The organism is Agrobacterium sp. P15N1-A (assembly GCF_044626815.1).
Lineage (GTDB): Bacteria > Pseudomonadota > Alphaproteobacteria > Rhizobiales > Rhizobiaceae > Agrobacterium > Agrobacterium leguminum.
The window spans coordinates 378,451-396,477 of record NZ_JBIUPF010000003.1; the positions used below are offsets into that span (position 1 = coordinate 378,451).

The 18,027-nt window shown below is 61.2% G+C and carries 15 protein-coding genes; 3 read left to right on the top strand and 12 right to left on the bottom strand.

Translation table 11 applies throughout. The annotated features are described in order from the left end of the window. Positions 1 to 50 precede the first annotated feature (50 nt). Both ACIK7D_RS13625 and ACIK7D_RS13630 read left to right on the top strand, forming a co-directional pair. The gene (locus tag ACIK7D_RS13625; RefSeq protein WP_003505469.1) at positions 51 to 1,073 is read left to right on the top strand and encodes a LacI family DNA-binding transcriptional regulator; all 1,023 of its coding nucleotides are present in this window, start codon (positions 51 to 53) and stop codon (positions 1,071 to 1,073) included. 360 nt (positions 1,074 to 1,433) lie between these two features. Beyond that, positions 1,434 to 2,396: a 2-hydroxyacid dehydrogenase gene (locus tag ACIK7D_RS13630; RefSeq protein WP_127755876.1), complete on the top strand. Its 963-nt coding sequence runs from the start codon at positions 1,434 to 1,436 to the stop codon at positions 2,394 to 2,396. Between the two features lie 232 nt (positions 2,397 to 2,628). On the opposite strand, the gene ACIK7D_RS13635 is transcribed toward ACIK7D_RS13630, so the two are convergent. The 11 genes from ACIK7D_RS13635 to ACIK7D_RS13685 form a co-directional block, all read right to left on the bottom strand. Further along, positions 2,629 to 3,756, bottom strand: coding sequence for a Gfo/Idh/MocA family protein (locus ACIK7D_RS13635; RefSeq protein WP_127755877.1), 1,128 nt, complete (start codon positions 3,754 to 3,756; stop codon positions 2,629 to 2,631). 204 nt (positions 3,757 to 3,960) lie between these two features. Next, positions 3,961 to 4,773 (bottom strand): 5-deoxy-glucuronate isomerase, encoded by an 813-nt coding sequence (iolB, locus tag ACIK7D_RS13640; protein WP_003519834.1) that lies wholly within the window; start codon positions 4,771 to 4,773, stop codon positions 3,961 to 3,963. Positions 4,774 to 4,961: 188 nt separating this feature from the next. Further along, positions 4,962 to 5,870 carry a myo-inosose-2 dehydratase gene (iolE, locus tag ACIK7D_RS13645; protein ID WP_127758270.1) on the bottom strand — a complete coding sequence of 303 codons (909 nt, stop codon included), beginning with the start codon at positions 5,868 to 5,870 and terminating at the stop codon, positions 4,962 to 4,964. Between the two features lies 1 nt (position 5,871). Beyond that, complete coding sequence (iolD, locus tag ACIK7D_RS13650) at positions 5,872 to 7,698, bottom strand: 3D-(3,5/4)-trihydroxycyclohexane-1,2-dione acylhydrolase (decyclizing) (protein WP_127758269.1); 1,827 nt, start codon at positions 7,696 to 7,698, stop codon at positions 5,872 to 5,874. Further along, a complete protein-coding gene (iolC, locus tag ACIK7D_RS13655) occupies positions 7,695 to 9,611 on the bottom strand; it encodes a 5-dehydro-2-deoxygluconokinase (RefSeq protein WP_127758268.1) in 1,917 nt (638 codons plus the stop codon). The genes iolD and iolC overlap by 4 nt, the downstream gene beginning before the upstream one ends. Positions 9,612 to 9,819: 208 nt before the next feature. After that, positions 9,820 to 10,635 carry a MurR/RpiR family transcriptional regulator gene (locus ACIK7D_RS13660; RefSeq protein WP_127758267.1) on the bottom strand — a complete coding sequence of 272 codons (816 nt, stop codon included), beginning with the start codon at positions 10,633 to 10,635 and terminating at the stop codon, positions 9,820 to 9,822. Between the two features lie 259 nt (positions 10,636 to 10,894). Continuing rightward, the gene (locus ACIK7D_RS13665) at positions 10,895 to 11,611 is read right to left on the bottom strand and encodes an ABC transporter ATP-binding protein (protein WP_003519829.1); all 717 of its coding nucleotides are present in this window, start codon (positions 11,609 to 11,611) and stop codon (positions 10,895 to 10,897) included. Next, the gene (locus ACIK7D_RS13670; RefSeq protein WP_080842971.1) at positions 11,592 to 12,356 is read right to left on the bottom strand and encodes an ABC transporter ATP-binding protein; all 765 of its coding nucleotides are present in this window, start codon (positions 12,354 to 12,356) and stop codon (positions 11,592 to 11,594) included. The genes ACIK7D_RS13665 and ACIK7D_RS13670 overlap by 20 nt, the downstream gene beginning before the upstream one ends. Continuing rightward, complete coding sequence (locus ACIK7D_RS13675) at positions 12,353 to 13,360, bottom strand: branched-chain amino acid ABC transporter permease (RefSeq protein ID WP_400156557.1); 1,008 nt, start codon at positions 13,358 to 13,360, stop codon at positions 12,353 to 12,355. The genes ACIK7D_RS13670 and ACIK7D_RS13675 overlap by 4 nt, the downstream gene beginning before the upstream one ends. Before the next feature lies 1 nt (position 13,361). Then, the gene (locus ACIK7D_RS13680; protein WP_003519826.1) at positions 13,362 to 14,225 is read right to left on the bottom strand and encodes a branched-chain amino acid ABC transporter permease; all 864 of its coding nucleotides are present in this window, start codon (positions 14,223 to 14,225) and stop codon (positions 13,362 to 13,364) included. Positions 14,226 to 14,345: 120 nt separating this feature from the next. Next, complete coding sequence (locus ACIK7D_RS13685) at positions 14,346 to 15,518, bottom strand: ABC transporter substrate-binding protein (RefSeq protein ID WP_127758265.1); 1,173 nt, start codon at positions 15,516 to 15,518, stop codon at positions 14,346 to 14,348. A 377-nt stretch (positions 15,519 to 15,895) separates the two neighbouring features. Between ACIK7D_RS13685 and ACIK7D_RS13690 the strand changes: the two genes are divergently transcribed. Next, positions 15,896 to 16,267 (top strand): hypothetical protein, encoded by a 372-nt coding sequence (locus tag ACIK7D_RS13690; RefSeq protein ID WP_127758275.1) that lies wholly within the window; start codon positions 15,896 to 15,898, stop codon positions 16,265 to 16,267. 26 nt (positions 16,268 to 16,293) lie between these two features. Here the strand turns inward: ACIK7D_RS13690 and ACIK7D_RS13695 are convergent, their stop codons facing one another. Further along, complete coding sequence (locus ACIK7D_RS13695; RefSeq protein ID WP_127758264.1) at positions 16,294 to 18,027, bottom strand: M14 family metallopeptidase; 1,734 nt, start codon at positions 18,025 to 18,027, stop codon at positions 16,294 to 16,296.

Sequence of the window (18,027 nt, forward strand, 5' to 3'; positions counted from 1 at the left end):
CAATTTAAACGGAGCTATCCGTCATTGACACGCGTTTGGGGAGGAATGCCGTGGCCCAAAAGGTCAAACTGTCCACGATTGCCGAAAGCCTCGGTCTTTCGACCGCCACCATTTCTCTTGCATTGCGCGACAGCCCCCTGGTCGCTGCCGATACGCGGGACAAGATCAAGGAACAGGCGCGGGCGCTGGGTTATATTTATAACCGCCGCGCCGCCAGCCTGCGCACCTCCCGCTCCGGCATTGTCGGCGTGGTGTTCCACGATGTGATGAACCCGTTTTACGGGGAAATTCTGAAAGCCATCGAAAGCGAGCTGGACCGAAGCCGCCAGACCTTCATTCTTTCCAACCACTACGATTCGGTGGAAAAACAGCGCACCTTCATCGAAACGCTGCTGCAGCTGGGTTCCGACGGCATCATCATGTCGCCGGCCATCGGCACGCCGATCGAGGACATGACGCTGGCCGAGGAGAACGGCATGCCCGCAATTCTGGTGGCCCGTTCCATGGATGGCGTCGACATGCCGACCTATCGTGGCGATGACAGCTACGGCATTTCGCTGGCCACCAACCACCTGATCAGCCTCGGCCACCGCACCATCGCCATGGTTGGTGGCACCGACCAGACATCGACGGGGCGCGACCGTTACCAGGGTTACGTCAATGCGCTGCGCAAGGCCGGCATCGAGGTCGATCCGAACCTGCGCATTCCCGGCCCCCGTTCCAAGCAGGGCGGTTTCGAGGCGGCCGTGCATTTCCTCTCGCTGCCGCAGAAGCCGACTGCCGCCGTCTGCTGGAACGATCTCGTCGCCATCGGTCTCATGAACGGCATTTCCCGCGCCGGTCTGGTGCCGGGCGTCGATATTTCCGTCACCGGCTACGACGATCTGGAGGAAGCGGCGATTGCTACCCCGGCTCTGACCACGGTTTCCAACGGTCAGGCGGAGGTGGGGCGCCTGGCGGCGCGCGCGCTGCTGGACAGGCTGGCGGGCAGCCATGAACCTGATGGCATTCACCTCATCAAGCCGGAAATGCGCATCCGGCAATCGACCGGGCCGGTGCGGCCGCGGGTGTGAGTACATCGCCCGGAAGTATGGATGCGGCAGGCTGCATGTTTCTGGTTGTTCGCGATGTTTCCTTCTTCCGTCATTCCGGCCTTGAGCCGGAATCCAGCCACCGCGTGTCTACGCGGTGAAAAGACTCTATCAGCCCAAGTCCTTGGGCTGACTGAATGCCGGATCAAGTCCGGCATGACGGTGATGGGGCGCTTAAAAAAATCGACATGAAACTTCCGTCTGCCCCCATAGCATCCCCTTATTGCCCTTTTCACGGCCGCCTTTGTTTGAAAGGATCGCCGCCCAGGGGAGTGGTATGGCGAAAGGTTCGCCTGAAACCCGCTCCGGCTATTGGAATGTTATCAGGAGGAATATCCGCTCATGTCTGACAAAAAGGCCGTCGTTCTCGTTCCCGGCAAGATAAACCCGCGCGTTCTCGAGCGCCTCGAAGGCAAGGTTGAGATCGTGGCCGTGCCTGCCGGTGCCGAGCCGGTTCTGCCGGCGGGCGCGGCCGAGCGTGTTAACGCCATTGCCATTTCCGGCGTCGTCAACGCCAAATGGATCGATGCGCTGCCGAAGCTCGAGATCATCGCCAATTTCGGCGTGGGTTATGATGGCGTCGATGCCAAACATGCCGCCACACGCGGCATCGTGGTGACCAATACGCCTGACGTTCTGAACGACGAGGTGGCCGATACGACGATTGCGCTTTTGATCAACACCGTGCGCCGTCTTTATCAGGCCGAGACCTGGTTGCGCGATGGCAAATGGGTTGGCGAAGGTCCGTTCGCGCTGTCGCCGTTTTCGCTGCGCGGCCGCAAGGTCGGTCTCTTTGGCATGGGCCGCATCGGCCAGGAAATCGCCAAACGGCTGGAGCCTTTCAAGGTGGAGATCGGATACCACACACGCAGCAAGCGGGATGGTCTCTCCTACACCTATTACGGCTCGCTGAAGGAGATGGCGGAAGCGGTCGATATACTGATCTGCATCGTGCCCGGCACGCCGGAAACGCACAAGGCGATCAATGCGGAAATCCTGACGGCGCTTGGGGCTCAGGGCGTTTTCATCAATGTCGGCCGCGGTTCCAGCGTCGATGAGGATGCACTGCTTGAGACGCTCAAGAGCGGCGCTTTGGGTGCTGCCGGTCTGGATGTGTTCTATGCCGAGCCGAAGGTTCCGGAAGCCTTCCTGTCGCTGCCGAACGTCTCCCTGCTGCCGCATGTCGCCTCCGCCTCGGTTCCGACGCGCAACGCCATGGCCGATCTGGTGGCCGACAATATTCTCGGCTGGTTTAAGGACGGAAAGGTGCTGACGCCGGTTCCGGAGACGCCGGTCAAGGGGTAATCCTTTTCCAGCCTCATCCTCGGGCTTGCCTCACTGCTGTCCGGTTTAAATTTCCAGACAGGCTGCAGTCCCCTTGAAGTCGGTAGTAAAGGGTGCACATTCTCTCGTCGTCATCCTCGGCCTTGTGCCGAGGATCTAATCGCGTCGAATAAAATCAAGATGTTGCAGATGCTCGGGACAGGCCCGAGCATGACGAAAGAGGTGAAGCTTTGCGCTCACCTCATGCGCGTCCCTATTCCGCAATCTCCGAGCTTCCCACCCAACGCCCTTCGGCAAATGACCGGGCCATGGCGTGAATGCTGCGCTCGATCTTCAGGCCTTCCTCGAAATCGATGATATGCGCCTTTTTCCCCTCGATCGCCGCGATCAGTTCGCGGCATTCGATCACCTTCAGGTCGTTGAAGCCGAGGCCGTGGCCCGGGGCGGGGATGAAGCGGTCATAGGGCTTGTGGTGCGGCGCGGTAAGGATGGTTCTGAAACCCTGCTCTTCCGGGCGTCCATCCGTGGTGTAAAGCTGGAATTCGTTCATCCGTTCCTGATCGAACAGGATCGAGCCGGTGGAGCCATAAATCTGGATAGCGATGCGGCCCTTGCGGCCCCAGGCGGAACGGTTGGCGATGAGCACAGCGGAAATGCCGCCTTCGAGCTTCAACAGCACGCTGGCGAGGTCGTGCGTCTCGACGGCGCGGTCGCCACCGCCGGCAAGCGGCCGGGTTTCGTAAGGCTTCACCATGTCGGTGATGGCGCTTTCGGCATGGCCGAAAAGGGCGAAGAGCAGCGACAGCGGGTGCACGGCGAAATCATCCAGCGCGCCGTAACCGGAAGACGCCTCGCTCTTCCAGTAGAAGGGCTGCGTGGCATCCGCCATGAAGTCCTCGTCCATTTCGGCCCGGACGTGATAAACTTTGCCAATCGCGCCTTCGTCGATCAGACGGCGCATGTGGCGGATGACGGGGTTCTGAATGTAATTATACCCCATCGCCGCTGCCTTGCCGGACCGGCGGGCCGCATCGCGCATCTTCACCGCGTCGGCAAAGGCGGGTGCCATCGGCTTTTCGCACCAGACATGCTTGCCGGCCTCAAGGGCGGCAATGGCCATTTCCGGGTGGAAGGCGTTGGGCGTGGTGACCGAGATGACATCGATCTCGGGATTGGACAGCAGGTCGCGCCAGTTGCCCGTCGAGTGGGCAAAACCGAACTCCGCCGCTTTCTTCGCGGCAAGCTCGGGGTTTACTTCCGCGAGCGTCACGAGGCGCGGGCGTTCCACATCGCCGAAGACGCTGGTGACGTTATTCCACGCCAGCGCGTGGCATTTGCCCATGTAACCGGTGCCGATAAGGCCCACGCCAAGAGCGGCCATGCTATTCTCCTCCCGAGAGTTTTAGAATATTGAGCGTTTATTGAAATGTGGCAGGCGGAACAAAACCCCTCCGCCCTCATCCCTGTGCTTGTCACAGGGATCCAGCCAGCCCAAGTCCTTGGGCTGGGAAGACTCTCCCCGCCGCGCAGACGCATGTCGGCTGGATTCCTGTGACAAGCACAGGAATGAGGGACGTTGCGCGTCTCAGGGATTATCCCGCTTGAAAATCCAGTCGTGATCCGGGTGGTTCTTGAAGCGCCATTTGCGCATCGGACCCGCCATCACGTTCAGATAATACATCTCATAACCATAGGGCGCGCCGCAGGGGTGGTGGCCCTTGGGAACCAGCACGACATCGCCGTCCGACACCGCCATGGTCTCATCCAGCGATCCGTCTTCGGTGAAGACGCGCTGGAAACCGAAACCCTGCGCCGGGTTGAGACGATGATAATAGGTCTCTTCCAGATAGGTCATGTCTGGATAGTTATCCTCATCATGCCGGTGCGGCGGATAGGACGACCAGTTGCCCGACGGCGTGAAGACTTCCGTCACCAGCAGGCTGTCGGCCACGTCGCGCTCTTCCATGGCGATGGGGAAGATGTAACGCGTATTGGCGCCCTTGCCGCGTTCGGTCAGCTGCACGCCGTTCGGGCCGATCTGCTGCGCCTCGCGGCTGCCTTTTTCGCCGGGTGCGGTGCAGACGCCGACGGTGCAATCGGTCGTGGCGGTCAGCGACCATTCGGAGCCTGCGGGCACGTAGACGCAATGCGGCGGTTTGCGTTCGAACACATTCATGCGGTCGCCGAGTTCACCGAAATCCTTCCCCCCCGCGGAGATCGTCGCCTTGCCTTCGACCAGCACGAGGATGACTTCGGTATCGCCGGTGTTTTCCGCCGCCGTCTCACCCGGTTTCAGGCGGTAGAGGCCGAAACCGACATAACCCCAATCCGCGCTTTGGGGCGTGATATCGTGCACCTTGCCGCTGGTCGCGACCGGCTTGCGCAGAAGTGAGGTCATGGTGGTGTTCCTTTTTGGTCATTCGTTCGTTGGTTCTTGTCGTCTCGTCACCCCGGCCTTGAGCCGGGGTCCGGCCGACGCGCGTCTGCGCGGCGGGGACAACTCTTTTCAGCCAGAGACTTGGGCTGGCTGGATACCGGCTCAAGGCCGGTATGACGGGCGGGATAGCCGCCCGCTACCCGCTCAGCTCAAGCAGCCTCGGCCTTGTCCAGCCCCGCCTCGCGCGCAAAAGCCTTCAGCGATTTCAGCCCAAGGCTCTGATATTCGAACGGGTTGCGCACGTCAGGGTCCTGCTCGGCCTCGATTACCAGCCAGCCGCTGTAGCCATGCTCGGCCGCCACTTTCAGAACCGGTGGGAAATTGACGCCGCCTTCGCTGTCGCCGGGAACGGTGAACACACCACGGCGAACGCCTTCGAGGAAGGAGAGCCGCTCACCCCGAACCTGATCGGCAATGGCAGGGCGCACGTTCTTGGCATGGATATGGCCGACGCGGCCCATATATTTCTGCGCGACGCGCACGGGATCACCGCCGCCGAACAGGCAATGGCCGGTATCGAGCAGCAGATGCGTCTTCGGGCCGGTATGCTTCATCAGGAGATCGATTTCCTCTTCGCTCTCCACCACCGTGCCCATGTGGTGGTGATAAACGAGGGTGATACCCTGTTCTGCGGCAAAGGCGGCAAGCGCCTCGACGCCCGCGCCGAATTTCGCCCAGTCCTCGGCCGCAAGGCGCGGACGGTCGACCAGCGCCTTGTTGTCATCGCCATGGATGGCGTTGGAGGTCTCGCAGACGATGATGACCTTCGAGCCCATGGCCTTCAGGAGATCGAGCGCCGGCTGCATGGCCTTCTTCTCGGATTCGATGTCGTCGGTCAGAAGGTTCAGCGAATGCCAGCCGGAGACGAAAGAGAGGCCGCGCGGCGAAAGCACGCCCTTCAGGCCTTCCGGCTCCGTCGGGAACTTGTGGCCTTTCTCGATGCCGTCGAAACCGATCTTCGCGGTCTCATCGAGGCATTGTTCGAGGCTGATATGCGCGCCCAGCGTGCGGTCGTCGTCGTTGGACCAGGCAATCGGGTTGGTACCGTAACGGATCATCTTACTGTCTTTCCTTGACATGGTTTTCATAACGGGCGCGGGCCGGGCCGATTTCGGCGCGGTCGGATACTTCAGGCACCGCGACATCCCACCAGTGACCGCCGGCCTGCGGCGTCGGGTAAGGATCGGTATCGATGACGATGACGGTGGTGCGGCTGGAGGCACGGGCCGCGGCAAGCGCCTCTTCCAGCTCGGTTATGGTGGAAACCTTGCGTGCGTCCGCACCCATCGAGCCCGCATGGGCCACGAAATCGATGGCGATCGGGTTGACGTTGGTGTGGGCGTAGAGGTTGTTGAACTCAGCGCCGCCGGTTTCCATCTGCAGGCGGTTGATGCAGCCGTAACCCCTGTTGTCGGTGATGACGAGCGTGATCTTCACGCCCATGGCAACCGATGTCGCAAGCTCGGAATTCATCATCATGTAGGAGCCGTCACCGACCATGACGATCACATCGCGGTCCGGTTCCGCCATCTTGATGCCGAGGCCGCCGGCCACTTCATAACCCATGCAGGAGAAGCCGTATTCCATGTGATAGGAGAGCGGCAGCCTGGATTTCCACAGCTGGTGAAGCTCGCCCGGCATGGTGCCGGCCGCGCACATCACGACGGTATTGTCGCGCGACTGGCGCTGCACCGCGCCGATGACCTGCATGTCTGTCGGCAGGCTGTTGGCATTGTCCTCGCCCGGCGCTGCCGTATCGGCATCGGCCTTTTCGAACCATGCAGCCTTGAGACCGGCATCCGGCGCCGCAAAACGGTGGCTGCCGAGTGCTGCGGAGAGTTTTTCAAGCCCGATCTTCGCATCCGCCGTCAGGCTGATTGCATCGTGCTTCGCGCTGTCATAGGGCTGAACGTTAAGCGCCAGGATTTTGCGGTTCGGGTTCTTGAACAGCGCCCAGGAGCCGGTGGTGAAATCCTGAAAACGGGTGCCGACGCCGAAGACCAGATCGGCCTTTTCGCTGATGATATTGGCGCTTTCAGCACCGGTGACGCCGACGGGACCGAAATTGAGATCGTGATCCCACGCCAATGCCGATTTACCGGCCTGCGTTTCGACGACGGGAATGGAATGGGTTTCGGCAAAACGTTTCAGGGTTTCGGTTGCGCCGGCAAAATGCACGCCGCCGCCGGCAACGATGATGGGGTGCTTCGCCGCCTTAAGCGCGGCGACGGCTTCTTCGAATTCTACCATATCGGGTTCCGGGCGGCGCTGGCGCCAGACACGCTTTTCGAAGAAGCTGACAGGGTAATCATAGGCTTCCGCCTGCACATCCTGACAGAAGGCGAGCGTGACCGGGCCGCAATCGGCCGGGTCCGTCATGGTGCGCATGGCGCGGGGGAGCGCTGTCAGCAATTGTTCCGGCCGCATGATGCGGTCGAAATAACGGCTGACCGGGCGGAAGCAGTCATTCACCGTCATGGTGCCGTCGCCGAAATCCTCGAGCTGCTGCAGCACGGGATCCGGGCCGCGATTGGCGAAGACATCCCCGGGGATCAGCAGAACCGGCAGGCGGTTGACATGCGCGAGCGCTGCCGCCGTCACCATGTTTGCCGCACCCGGGCCGATGGAGGAGGTGACCGCCATGGCGCGGCGGCGACGCAGCTGCTTCGAATAGGCAATGGCCGCATGGGCCATGGATTGCTCGTTCTGGCCGCGATAGGTCGGCAGTTCGTCGCGGATGCCATAAAGCGCCTCGCCGATGCCGGCGACATTGCCATGGCCGAAAATGGCCCACATGCCGGCGATATAGGTTTCGCCATGTTCATTCATCTGCGCTGCCAGGTAACGAACCATGGCCTGCGCAGCCGTCAATCTGATTGTCTTCACGCTGCCTCTCCCTTTTTGGCGCGCGCCTCATCCCAAATGCGGCACAGGCTGGTATAGCGCTGCGCCATATCCCTGACCGCTTCCTCATCGGTCATCTTGCCACCGAGCCAGCTGCGGGCGGCATCCGCGAAAATCGTGCGGCCAACGGCGAAACCTTTGACCAGATCGAAACCGGCGGCAAGGCGGAAGCTCTCTTCCAACTCGCTTTGCGGTGCATCGAGACCGAGAACGACGATGCCCCGCACGTAAGGATCGTTGCGATGCACCGCGTCGCAGGCGTTTTTCCACGCAGCACGGGTCTTCATCGGCTCCAGCTTCCACCAGTCGGGATAGACCCCGATCTCGTAAAAGCGCTCGATGATGCGGGCGGCGGTCAAATCGTCGGTTGGGCCGACCTTGGAGGGAATGACCTCCAGCAGCATTTCCAGCCGGTTGCGGCGTGTCGCCTGGAACAGACGCATGACGGTCTCTTCCTGCGTGGCGCGCATCTCATCCGTATCGTCGGGATGATAAAAACACAGAACCTTGACGACATTTTCAAGCGGCCATTCGGAAAGACCGCCGAAATCCTTGCCGAGATCGGGTTCCAGCGTCAGCGGGCGCGAACCCGGCCATTCCACCGGGCGACCGATCCAGAGGCCCGAGCCGCTGGCGGCAAACAGGGCGTCACGTCCCAGACGGCCATCGCAGAGAATGCCGTAACCCGGCCTGTCGCCGGCAACATGCTGTGCAGCCTCAAGGCAGAGTTTCTTGAAAGCGCCGATCTGCTCGTGCTTCACGCCAAGCTCGTCGGCGATGGCTTCCAGCTGCATGCGATGGTCGAAGGCGAAGACGCGCATCGTGTCCCAGTCGCCCTTGCGGTTGGTCGACCAGTGCACCTGCTCCAGCGCCTCGTCCTTGCGCAGCGCCTTGTTGCGAATGCCGGCCTTGAAGAAATATTGCAGCTCTTCCCAGCTCGGATAGGCAGGCGTGCAGCCGTGGCGGGAGACGGCGAAAGCGCCACAGGCATTGGCGTATTTCAGCGTCGTCGGCCAGTCTTCGCCGCGCAGCCAGCCGCGGAACAGCCCGGCCATGAATCCATCACCCGCACCCAGAACGTTGAAGACCTCGATCGGGAAACCTTCGCCCGTCTCGCCATCGTCGAGGCTGGCAGGAATATCGCCGGCGAAAACCGAAGCACCCATTGGCCCGCGCTTGCACACCAGCGTCGCGTTCGAAACCTTGCGCACGGCCTTCAACGCGGTCAGCGTATCGGTGGAGCCACCGGCGATGTGGAATTCCTCTTCCGTGCCGACGATCAGGTCGAACAGATGCAGGGTGGATTGCAGCTTGGCGGTGACCTTCTGCGATTCGACAAAACGGCTCTCGCCATCGCCATGGCCGGCCACACCCCAGAGGTTGGGCCGGTAATCGATATCGAGCGCGGTCTTCGCGCCATTTTCGCGGGCGAGTTTCAGCGCCTTCAGCACTGCCGCTTCCGTCTTCGGATGCGACAGATGCGTGCCGGTGGCGCAGACGCAGCCGGCTTCGGCGATGAAGGCGGGATCGATGTCGTCTTCGCTGAGCGCCATGTCGGCACAGTTTTCGCGATAGAAAATCAGCGGGAACTGGTTCTGGTCACGAATGCCGAGCAGCACCAGTGCGGTCAGCCGCTCCGGGTCCGTCTTCACGCCGCGCACATCGACGCCTTCGCGTACCAGCTGTTCGCGGATGAAGCGGCCCATATGCTCATCGCCGACACGGGTGATGACGGCGCTGTTGAGCCCGAGGCGTGCGGCGCCGGCTGCGATGTTGGTGGGAGAGCCGCCGATATATTTGGCAAAGGAGGCCATGTCCTCCAGACGGCCGCCGACCTGTGAACCATACAGGTCGACAGACGAGCGCCCGATCGTGATGAGATCAAGTTTTTTCAAAAGGTTCCTCCTTAGCACCGCACCTCGGTACGGTCTGCCTCACATGTCTGGAGCGGCATTCAGGCGACGATCGCCCGCATCTTTCGCCATCCCGCTCCGATGAGCCTCCTCCGCTCATTTTCGTTCGTCACGAGACGGACGATTATGGAATGCCCGTTTCATGGATTTGGATCATAAATTCTATTTTTTCCGTTTTCAATAAAAATATTCAGGCTGTTTTGCGAGTTCCCACAGCCACGGCCAGCGTAATGGCCAGACAGAGAGTGGCGGAAAGCGAGCGGAACGCGCCGAAATCGATCTCGGTGACGGTCAGCAGCGTCGCGCCAGATTTCCGGAGCGGATTGACGGCGGAATCGGAGAGCGCAACGACCGGAATACCGTTGGCGCGGGCGTTTTCCGCCAGTTCCAGCGTCTCAGCGGAATAGGGGGAAAAGGTGATCGCGATCAGCGCGTCGTCACGGGAAATGGCGCTGATATTGCCGAGCCCGCCGACCGCACTGTGCAGAACCGCCGGCACCTTCATCTTCTCGAAGGCGTAAGCGAGATAGCTGGCAATGGGGAAAGACCGCCGCAGACCGATGATATGCACGGTGCGCGCACCGGCCAAAGCCGAAACCGCCTCGTCAAGCTGGCGTGTATCGACCGATTTCAGCAGCATTTCCAGCGAGGAACGGCCGGCCTCCACGAATTCGGCAAGCAGGCCGGATGCGCTTTCATCGCCCTTCTCCCGCAGATGGTCGAGTCGCGTGGCATAATCCGGCCAGCCGCCGACATAGGAATCACGGAACAGCCGCTGCATTTCCGAAAAGCCGGAAAAGCCCATGATCTGGCAAAACCGCATGAAGGCAGAAGGTTGCACGCCCGCCCCTTCCGCCATTTCGGCAACGGTGGAAACGGCGATGCGGTCCTGATTGGAGGCGACATAATCGGCGCATTGCCGCAATCGTTTCGGCAAACCCTCCGCGACCTGGAGCAGTCGCTCCTCAAAAGCCTTTACGGATTCTGGCGCCTCGATTGCCGTCATTGTCGTTCCTTTGTGCAGACTGAAATCGTGTGCACTTTAACTGCAATGGAATTTTTATTCCATTGGGTTTTTTAGGAAGGGCAAATGAGACGGCGGGGGCTTTGTGTGATCGGTCACCCTCCGTCATTGCTGCCTTTAGCCGGAATCCTGTAGGCGCGCGTCCGCGCGGCGCGAAGAGTCTTTTCACCTCAAGGACTTGGGCTGGCTGGATACCGGCTCAAGGCCGGTATGACAGAGATTATATACATGATGCGTTGGCTCAGTGAAGCCCGCCAACCCCGAGATGCGTATCGATAATATCCGGGTTCTCCGCAAGATCGCTCGACGGTCCTTCCCAGACGATGCGGCCGCGTTCCATGATGATGGCATGATCGGCGAAGTCGATGGCCATCTGGATGCGCTGTTCGACGAGGAGAATGGTCATTTCGCCCGATTGCGCCAGTTTGGAGAAGGCCGCCATCAGTTCTTCGCAGATGACGGGGGCAAGGCCTTCGAGCGGTTCGTCGAGAAGCAGCACCCGCGGCTGGCCGAGAATCGTGCGGGCGGTGGAGAGCATCTGCTGTTCGCCGCCGGAGAGTTGCGAGCCGAGATTGCGGCGGCGCTCCTTGAGACGCGGAAACAGCGTGTAGGCTTCCTCGATGGCCGATTTCGGCCGGGCCTTGAGGCCGACGAACAGGTTCTCCTCGACGGTGAGGGTGGGAAACACATCGCGGGTCTGCGGCACGTAGCCGAGGCCGGCTTTGGCGCGGGCGGCACTCGGCAGGGCGGCGATGTCCTGCCCGCCGATGCGAATATCGCCGGCAAAGCGTTTCGTCTGGCCGGCGAGCGTGGCGAAGAGGCTGGTCTTGCCGACGCCGTTGCGGCCGAGAACCGCGAAACGCGAACCCGACGGCACGGAAAGCGACAGGCCCTCGATGACCCTTGTCGGGCCATAACCGGCGGTGAGGTTGACGATTTCAAGCGGCGCTGCGGGCATCGGCGTAACTTCCCAGATAGGCTTGGCGGACTTCCGCATTGCTGGTGACGTCTTCAGGCGAACCGTCGAAGATGACCGCGCCTGCGGCGAGCACCACCACACGTTTGGCGAAACGGAAGACCAGATCCATGTCGTGCTCGATCATCAGGATCGCGAGGTCCGCCGGCAGCCGGTCGAGCGCCTGTTCGATGCGCGCGGTTTCCGTGGAAGGCACGCCGGCGGCCGGTTCGTCCAGCAGCAGGATTTTCGGGCGAAGCGCCATGGCAAGCGCGATCTCGATCAGCCGCTGCTGGCCATAGGCGATTTCACGCACTCTTGTTTCGGCAAGTGCGAGGAGGCCAAGCGTGCCGAGAATGTCGCGGGCTTCGCTCATGACCGCGGGCATGGCGCGGTAACGGCCGAAAATCCGGCCCGTTTTGCCTTCGCGCTGGAGAATGGCAAGCGCCACATGCTCCTCCGGCGTCATGTCCTGAAACAGCCGCGTGACCTGAAACGAGCGGACGAGGCCGCGTTTCACCCGCTGGCTGGCGCTGAGGCCGGTCACATCCTCGCCGGCGATGCGCACCGTGCCGGCCGAGGGCTTGATATTGCCGGTGACGAGATTGACGAAGGTGGTCTTGCCGGCGCCATTGGGGCCGATCAGCACCGTGCGGTCTCCCGGCGAAAGCGACAGCGAGACATTGTTGGTGACGACGAGGCCGCCGAAATTCTTCTTGAGGCCGGAGACTTCGAAAATGGCGCTCATTTGCGACCTCCACGGATGCGCGCGATGATCTGCTCACCCGCGCCATAAAGCCCGCGCGGCGCAAAAAGCACGACGGCAATCAGCAGCAGGCCGACAATGGTGAGCCAGTGGAACGGATTGGCGGCGGAAACGACATCCTCGAACCACATGAAGGTGACGGTGCCGATCAGCGCGCCGTAAAGCGAGCCCGCGCCGCCGAGCACCAGCATGACCAGCGCTTCGGCCGAAAGCGTGAAGCTGAGGCTGTCGAGGCCGACGACCTGGGTGGAAATGGCGTTGAGCGCACCGCCGATGCCGGCGACGATGCCCGATATGACGAACATCTTCAAAATCGTGCCGTTGACGCCGCCGCCCATGGCCTGAATGCGGATGCTGTCCTGCTTGACGCCGCGGCACAACATGCCGAAGGGCGAGTTGACCACGACCCTGAGGGCGAGGAAGACGACAAGCAGCAGACAGACGCCGTAAATATAGGCGGTGCGGCCGAAAAGATCGAATTCGAAGGTGCCGAACAGTGCGTCCGGAGAAACGCCGGCAAGACCGTCGCTACCGCCCGTCCAGCCGGATGCCTTGTTGGCCGCCTCATGGAACAGGTGGATGACGGCGATGGAAAGAACTAGCTGCGGCAGGCCGTGGGCGCGCAAGAGAACCGTGCCGGAGACCAGCCCCGCGACGCCGCCCGCAGCCGCGCCGATCACGGTCATCAGCAGCGGATCGGTAATCTCGAAATGGGCGGCGGCGATGCCGGCGGCATAGGCGCCAGCACCGAAGAGCGCGGCATGGCCAAGCGTGGCGACGCCGCAATAGCCGGTAACGAGATCGATCGACAGCACGAGCAGCGCAATGGCGATGATGCGGGTCAGAAGCGCCAGATTATCCGGAAACAGGTAATAACCGGCAACAGCGGCGGCGATGATGAGGAGCGGCCCCGCAAGCGTGCGCAGCGGCGAGCGCGCCTTCGGGGTGTCTGCCGTTTCAGTCACGTCGTTCATGAGCACCGCCATCTCATTTCGCCCTTCCGAGAAGGCCGCGCGGGAACAGCGTGATGATCACGATGACCGCCAGGTAAAAGAAGAATTCGCCATATTCGGGGGCGAGATACCGCCCGGTCGTATCGATTGCGCCGAGCAGCAGGCAGGCGATCAGCGCGCCGGGAATGGAGCCCGCGCCGCCGACCGAGACTACCACGAGGAAGGTAACCATGTAGCGCAGCGCATAATAGGGTTCGACCGGCAGCAGTTCCGCGCCGATGACGCCGCCCATGGCGGCAAGGCCGACGGCGATGGCGAAGCTGACGGCATAGATGACCTCGGTGCGAACCCCGAGTGCGGCCGCCATTGCGGCATTGTCCACCGCCGCGCGCAGCTTGATGCCGAAGGCGGTCTTTTCGAAGGTGAACCACAGTGCGCCGGCAACAGCCAGACCGCAGGCAATGGCGAAGATGCGGTGGGTGGCGATGGTGCGGAAGCCGAGATCGGTGGGGCCGGCCAGCTGCTGCGGCAAGGGAATGGTTTTGAGTGTCGGCCCGAAGACGAAATTGGCGATACCGATGATGCAGAACGTGATGCCGATGGTCATCAGCACCTGCGTCAGTTCGGGTGCGCCATAGATGCGGCGATAGAGAAAACGCTCAAGCGGAATGGCGATGACGATGGTGCCGACAATGGCGACGAGGATCGCCACGGCGTAACCGAGGCCGAGGCCGTGGGCGGCATAGGAGGCGAGATAACCCCCGATCATGGCGAAGGCGCCATGCGCCAGATTGACCACCCGCATCAGCCCCATCGTCACTGAAAGGCCGATGGAGATGATGAACAGGACCATGCCATAGGCAAGCGCATCGACAAGGATGCTGAAGACCGTCTGCATGCTGAAAAGCTCCTCCCGGTGCTGCAATACCCATCCGGGCCGGAACCGGGCCGCGACGGGCGACCCGGAACGTCTTTACGAGCCGCTGTTACTTCGCGGCGGCGAGGCCCGTGTCGCCGGTTATTTCGCGGCGGCGAGGCCCGGATCGCCCTGTTTTTCGAAGGTCTGGACTTCCTTGTTGTAATAATTGCCGTCATCGCCCTTGGCCACTTCGCGCAGATAGATGTTCTGCGTGATGTGGCGGCTTTCCGGATCGATGCTGACAGGGCCGCGCGGGCTTGTCCAGGAAAGACCCTTCACCGCGTCCACCGCCTTTTCCGCATCCTGTTTGCCGCCGGTGGCCTCGATCATCTTGCTGATGACATACATGCCGTCAAAGGCGCCGACTGCGGGGAAGGACAGTTCCTTGGGATTGCCGATCGCCTTGGCGGCGGCTTCCACGAAGGTCTTGTTCTCAGGCGAATCGTGCGAAACGGCGTAGTGGAAGGTCGTCTGCATGCCGAGTGCGGCTTCGCCAAGCGCCGGCAGGTCGGATTCCTGCGTCAGATCGCCCGGTGCGAAGAGCTTGACGCCTGCGGATTTCAGGCCGTTATCGTTGAAGGCCTTGACGAAGCCGAGCGTGGTCGGGCCCGACGGCAGGAAGGCGAAGACGCCTTGCGCGCCGGAATCCTTCACGCGCTGCATGATCGGGCTGAAATCATTGGTGGAAAGCGGCATGCGGATGGTTTCCACCACCTCGCCGCCGGCGGCGGTAAAGGCCGCCTTGAAGGCGTTCTCGGCATCGACGCCCGGGCCGTAATCGCTGACCAGCGAAATGACCTTCTTCACGCCGCCATCAAAGGCCACCTTGGCGATGGGAGTGGAGGTCTGCCAGGTGGTGAAAGAGGTGCGCACCACATAGGGGCTTTTCGTCACGATGGCCGAGGTGGCGGCATTCATGATGACCATCGGCACATTGCCCTGCTTCAGCAAAGGCGTGACGGCCATGGCGTCGGGGGTGAAATAGAAGCCGGCGAGATATTGCACGCCTTCCTTCACCACCAGCTCCTGCGCCAGCGCCTTGGACTGCGCCGGATCGGCCTGCGGCACATCGCGATAGACGACCTCCACCGTATCGTCGCCGACCTTGTTGCCGTGAAGCGCGAACCAGGCATCGATGCCGGCCTTGAAGTTCTTGCCCTGCAGCGCGAAGGGGCCGGAGAACGGACCGACCACGCCCACCTTGATGGTCTCGGCATAAGCGGCAGTACTGAAGCAGATGGCCGCGATGGCGGCGGTGATCCGTAATTTCATGATTTCCTCCCAATTGATCCGTGGCTCCCATCCACCGATCCAGACTGCCAGATTGATGAGTGCCGTGGCCAAAGTAAAATGAAATAAGGGGGGTGATAAATAACCTGACGGTTATCAATACCCATCTCACCGGGTTTGTCTTATGCGAGATCGCACAATAGTGATCATCCCGTGATTCTCAATGTATAGCGCCGCCGCAGCCATCACGACCGGCGTTTTCGCGGGACGTGGTATCGAAATGCTTCCTCATGAAAACCAGCTTTTGTGACATGTTTCGAAAATGACGGTCATACCCGCGCAAGCCTCGTGCCTTAACCAGTTCTAAGGGGATTGTTTGTAGCCTCGCGAAGCATATTGTGAACTTTATTTGGTGTCTGATGGGCGAATATCAAAATAGAGTTGTTGAGTTGATGCGAGATCGCGTTGGCGAAAGTATACTCAACAATAAGATCGAGCGCCGCGAAGCATTTCTTCGCAAGGCGCTGGCGCTGTATCGCGTCATGGGCGGAGACGCGCAAGGCATGCACGCTGCGGTGGAGGATGTGGTCAACCTGCAAAAGCCGAGTGTCGATGTCGCTATTGGCGACGTGATGCATGAACTGGCAGCAATCGGTCACGTTGCCGATCTGGATATTATTCAGGCGGGGTACAACAAGCTTGATGCCGCTAATCTCCATATTCTGAGCAAGGGCAAGAGGCTTTTGCAGAAGCAGCGGGACCAAAAACTCGCTGGCACGGCGGGAAAATAGGCCGCCCATCGAGGGCGGCCTGAATATCAGGCGACTTCCCCGACGAGAATCTCCTGCCAGGCATCATAGGCGGAGAGCACCGTTTCCATCTGTGCGGTGTGGCCGGTGATGAAATCGTTGCCGTAGATCGTCTCGTCCGGATATTCGGTGATTAGCGTCATCGGCACGGTGTGGCGGTCATCGACGGAGGACAGGCACGGGAAACCGTTGATGATGCGGAAACCGGTTTCGCCGGCGTGGATTTCATAAAGAGCGATCTGTCGGTTGTTGTAATCGAGCAGGCCGGGAATGGCGCCGAGATGGCGGGTTACCCGGTCGAGCAGGGCTTCGGCCTGCCTTTCCCAGTCCGCATGGTGGCGGATGATGAGGAAGAAACCCTTCGGCAGCGTCCACATGGCGAAATTACGCGGTACATAACCGGAAAGCGGCCGGGTCCATTCGTGGGATGGATAACCATGCAGGTTCACATGCAGGCTCGCGTCGCTCATCTCCTGCGCCCTGAAACGGATTGCCTTCTCATTGAGGTGGGCACCCGAATTTTCCCGCGTGCGATATTCGAGATCGTCGCCGAGCGCGGTGTAACGCGCCGCGTGATGCATGTGGCGCGGATTGTCGGCTCTCAGCCTTTGATGCAGGGCGTAACCGTCCGGATTTTCCAGCGGCGAAATGGTGAAATGCGCGCCCCTGCGTTCTGCGAGTTTGCGGGCGGCGCGGATGGCGCCGACGATGCCTGTGGTCTCGTTGGGATGCTGGCCGCCGCTGATCATCACTGCGGCATCGCTGCCGGCTACATAACGGGCGGCAAGAATACGGCCGGAACGGGAGCGGGCCTCGAAGGCCTCGCCGCCGATGTCTTCAAGCAGTTTCGCGAGCTGGCCTGCCGCAACCGGTTCGCTGGCCGTATCGATCGGCTGTTCACGGCCATCGAGAAAGGCTGTGGTGAGCGTGCGGGCTTCGATGCGGACGGAGACTTCGCCTTCGCTTTTCACGATTTCCGGCACGATCTGGCCGGGTTTCAGGCCCCGGTCGCCCAGCGGCCGGCCGGACTTCTTCTGGAAGAACTCCAGCAGCGAGAAATAGAAATCCTCATGCAGCGCCTCGCGCAGGCTGACGACCTCATCGCCAAGGGAAAGCGGCAGATCTTCGGCTGGATGCGCGACGCGGATGTTCAGTTCCTCGAAATAGGGCTCTTCATCGCCCCAGCCGTGGTTGGCGACGGCATGGATCGCCGCTTCGAAAAGCCGTTCGTAATCCGTCTCCAACCGCTCACCCACAGCATCGCCGGCAAGCCGGAACCAGCCCGTGGGGGAAACATTGGTTTCGCCCACGATATCGGTGTGCACCCGGTTTGGCGCCAGAATCTTCAGGGTTTCCTTCCTGCCGTTACGGGTCAGCGTAACATCATAATGGAAGGCGTCGTCTTTTCGGGCGACGAAGTCGATCTTCGCATCGCCCACCAGAGCCGCCAGCGGATAGGCTTCCAGCCGGAAACGATTGGCGGGGGCGTTCGCGTGCACCGGGTAACGTACCTCGATGGTATCGACACCATCCAGATTGATCTCTTCCAGAAAGGTGAAGAGAAGCGGTTTGTAGGCGCTGCGGATGCGGGCGCTGACGCCCTTTTTCTTCAGCCGGTTTTCGGCTTCGCGGCGGCTTTTGGCGTCATCGAAGCTCCATGCCTCGAAGGACTGGCCGGGCTCGGCATTGGCGAGAAGCGCATCCAGCGTGCGTTCGAAAGTCTGGTCGAAAATCTGGCTCAT

Coding starts and splice junctions, on each gene's coding strand:
- ACIK7D_RS13635 (WP_127755877.1), bottom strand. CDS start 3,756: ATGGCCGCTCTTGGCGTGGGCCTTATCGGCACCGGTTACATGGGCAAA.
- iolB (WP_003519834.1), bottom strand. CDS start 4,773: ATGACCTCACTTCTGCGCAAGCCGGTCGCGACCAGCGGCAAGGTGCAC.
- ACIK7D_RS13630 (WP_127755876.1), top strand. CDS start 1,434: ATGTCTGACAAAAAGGCCGTCGTTCTCGTTCCCGGCAAGATAAACCCG.
- ACIK7D_RS13695 (WP_127758264.1), bottom strand. CDS start 18,027: ATGAGCCAGATTTTCGACCAGACTTTCGAACGCACGCTGGATGCGCTT.
- ACIK7D_RS13680 (WP_003519826.1), bottom strand. CDS start 14,225: ATGCAGACGGTCTTCAGCATCCTTGTCGATGCGCTTGCCTATGGCATG.
- ACIK7D_RS13685 (WP_127758265.1), bottom strand. CDS start 15,518: ATGAAATTACGGATCACCGCCGCCATCGCGGCCATCTGCTTCAGTACT.
- iolE (WP_127758270.1), bottom strand. CDS start 5,870: ATGATCCGTTACGGTACCAACCCGATTGCCTGGTCCAACGACGACGAC.
- ACIK7D_RS13675 (WP_400156557.1), bottom strand. CDS start 13,360: ATGGCGGTGCTCATGAACGACGTGACTGAAACGGCAGACACCCCGAAG.
- ACIK7D_RS13670 (WP_080842971.1), bottom strand. CDS start 12,356: ATGAGCGCCATTTTCGAAGTCTCCGGCCTCAAGAAGAATTTCGGCGGC.
- ACIK7D_RS13660 (WP_127758267.1), bottom strand. CDS start 10,635: ATGACGGCAATCGAGGCGCCAGAATCCGTAAAGGCTTTTGAGGAGCGA.
- ACIK7D_RS13665 (WP_003519829.1), bottom strand. CDS start 11,611: ATGCCCGCAGCGCCGCTTGAAATCGTCAACCTCACCGCCGGTTATGGC.
- ACIK7D_RS13690 (WP_127758275.1), top strand. CDS start 15,896: ATGGGCGAATATCAAAATAGAGTTGTTGAGTTGATGCGAGATCGCGTT.